This is a genomic window from Intestinibacter sp., assembly GCF_051866655.1.
GTDB lineage: Bacteria > Bacillota > Clostridia > Peptostreptococcales > Peptostreptococcaceae > Intestinibacter.
The window spans coordinates 1-2,099 of record NZ_JBJDXL010000552.1 but is presented as its reverse complement, the minus strand read 5'-3'; the positions used below and the strand labels follow the sequence as shown (position 1 = coordinate 2,099).

Sequence of the window (2,099 nt, the reverse complement as noted above, 5' to 3'; positions counted from 1 at the left end):
CTATACATATACGGCTATAAAGGTTCAACAGCAGAACGTTATTCAAAAGGCTTTGCTGAAGATGAAGGCGGCAATCTGATAAAATTCATGGAATTAAAAGAAGATAGTAATGCTCCAGATAAAGTAAATAATTTTAGAGAAGCTTCTAAAACAAACTCACAAATTACACTATCATGGGACGAAGTTAAAGATTGCAGCGGATATGAAATTTATAGATATTCATCTAGTAGCAAAAAGTACGTATTAATAGATATTATAGCAAATTCAGAAACAACAAGCTATACAGATAAAGACAGATTATCTGCAACTACATATAGCTACAAAATTAGAGCATTTAAGGCTTCAACTGCTGGAACTGTATACTCAGAGGACTCAGATATTTTAAAGGTTACTACAAAACCTCTAAAACCTGTATTTTCTAGTAGTTCCACAACAACAAGCACTGTAACTCTAAACTGGAAAAATGTAGCTAGAGCAAGCGGATACGAAATTTACAGATATAGCACAACTAATAGTAGCTATAATCTAATAGGTGAAGTAAGCGCTGGCACAACTACATATAAAGATACAGGCAGAGTATCAGCCAATATATACACTTATAAAGTAAGAGCTTATAAAGTAGTAAATGGTAAGAAAATTTATTCAAATTATTCTGATTCCCTAAAAGTAGTTACAAAGCCACTTACACCAAAAGTTACTCTAAGCTCAACTGTATCAAGAAGCATTAAAGTCTCTTGGACTAACTGCAGCACCAAAGCTACAGGATACGAGGTTTATATGGCTACATCAAAATCTGGAACATATAAATTAATTAAAACTACTACAAGCAAGAGCTACACAAAAACAGGACTTACAAAAGGAAAGACTTATTACTTTAAAGTCAGAGCATATAGAACCGTATCTGGAGAAAAAATCTACGGCAATTACAGTACTGTAAAATATATAAAATGTAGATAGAAAAAATAAAGCACGTAAAATAATCAACCTCATTTTACGTGCTTCTTATTCCAAAATCTACTAATCCACGAACCATTCCTTCATAGTCCCAAGTACCTTTCTAAGCTCCTCCTCACCTATAACATAAGGAACCATCGCATACAAATAGTTCAAGAATGGTCTACTGAACACTCCTCTTTCATATGCAAATTGTTGATACCCACTCAAGGTTTCCGAATCATGAACCTCTACACATACGCATCCACCCATTATTCGAACCTCTTTGATTCTAGGATCAGAAAATCCTTCCATTTCTTCTCTTGTGATTTCTTCTATACGTTTTATTTTAGACATATAATCTTCATTTTCAAATAACTCAATGGATTTTAAGGCTACACTGCAAGCTAGAGCATTTCCCATAAATGTTGGTCCGTGCATAAGCGCTTTTCTATCGTCATCGCTGTAAAATCCGTTGTAAACCTTGTGATTTGCAACTGTAGCGGCATGTCCTATATATCCACCTGTGAGTGCTTTTCCCAAAACTATAATGTCTGGCAAAACTAAGTCGGCGACGAATCTATTTCCTGTGCGTCCAAGTCCTGTGGCGACTTCATCAAAAATAAGCAGTACATCGTATTTGTCACATAGCTCTCTTGCTCGTTTTAAAAATGAAACATCGTACATTCTCATTCCGCCTGCACCTTGTAAGAGTGGCTCTACTATGAAGCAGTTTAGCTCCTCGTGGTATTTTTCAAATGCCTCTTCTAGTGCATCGATTTCGGTAGGAATATGGATCACGTTTTTGTTTTCTCCATAGACTTCTAATATAAAATGGTAATCCTCATCGTCGCCTACCTCCATTGTTTTGAATGTATCGCCGTGGTATGCATTAGTAAGTGAAAGCACCTTTGTTCTTTTTAGGTCGCCTTGATTTACATAGTATTGAAGCGCCATTTTAAGTGCTACCTCTACCCCTACACTTCCTGAATCTGAAAAAAAGCAGTAGTCTAAGTCACCCGGCAAGAATTCTGCTAGCTTGTCTGACAATTTTTGCACAGGATCGTGTGTAAGTCCGCCAAGCATTACATGTGCAAATTTATCTACCTGTTCTTTAATCGCCTCGTTTAACACAGGATGCTTGTAGCCGTGTATCACACTCCACC

2 protein-coding genes are annotated in these 2,099 nt (G+C 36.4%); one reads left to right on the top strand and one right to left on the bottom strand.

From position 1 onward, the window contains the following. A partial coding sequence (locus tag ACI3VO_RS16670; RefSeq protein WP_439758989.1) for a fibronectin type III domain-containing protein occupies positions 1 to 957 on the top strand: 957 nt, incomplete at its 5' end. Between the two features lie 60 nt (positions 958 to 1,017). Here the strand turns inward: ACI3VO_RS16670 and bioA are convergent. Continuing rightward, positions 1,018 to 2,099 (bottom strand): adenosylmethionine--8-amino-7-oxononanoate transaminase (bioA, locus tag ACI3VO_RS16665; protein ID WP_439758988.1); only part of this gene is annotated, 1,082 nt, incomplete at its 5' end.